Source organism: Pseudomonas sp. MWU13-2100 (assembly GCF_023242365.1).
In the GTDB taxonomy this organism is placed as follows: domain Bacteria; phylum Pseudomonadota; class Gammaproteobacteria; order Pseudomonadales; family Pseudomonadaceae; genus Aquipseudomonas.
In genome coordinates this window covers 1-494 of the sequence record NZ_JALLIX010000149.1, presented here as the reverse complement: position 1 = coordinate 494, position 494 = coordinate 1, and the positions used below count along the sequence as shown (strand labels likewise).

Sequence of the window (494 nt, the reverse complement as noted above, 5' to 3'; positions counted from 1 at the left end):
ACCAGGTGGCGATAGTCCAGGGTGCTGCCGTCGGGCAGGCGCGCATGGCTGAGCTGGCCGAGCGCGTCGTAGCGGTAGTGAAGGGTGGCCCAACCCTGGTGCTCGGTGGTCAGGCGGTCCTGCAGGTCGTACTCATACGCCAGCGGCCAGCGGCCAGTGACCGTCAGCGTCTTGACCTGCAAGCGGCCAGCGGTGTCGCGCTGGTAGGCAGTCTTCAGCTCGCTGCCGTCATCACCGAACCGTATCGGGTCAGCCGACCCAGTTCGTCGCGCTCGCTGGAGAGTTTGCCATAGGCGTTATAGACAAAGGCGCGGGTGGCTCCGCCGAGCCAAATTGAACGGGGAGCCTTGCTTCCCGTTCATCTAGCGGTTGGGCTCTATCAGTTTCTGACGCTGACTGCTTGCTCATCCAGGACCGAGTCCATCTTCAACTGCGCCAGCTCAATCAGGTGCACCACACCCATCGCCACCTTGCGGTTCGAACCGGTTTGGTTC

Annotated in this window: 1 protein-coding gene and 1 pseudogene; both read right to left on the bottom strand. The window is 63.0% G+C overall.

Going from position 1 to position 494, the window contains the following annotated elements:
- Positions 1 to 325, bottom strand: a pseudogene (locus M5B99_RS29790) (hypothetical protein); the annotation flags it as partial.
- 54 nt (positions 326 to 379) lie between these two features.
- A partial coding sequence (locus tag M5B99_RS30385) for a DUF6124 family protein (RefSeq protein WP_412548770.1) occupies positions 380 to 494 on the bottom strand: 115 nt, incomplete at its 5' end.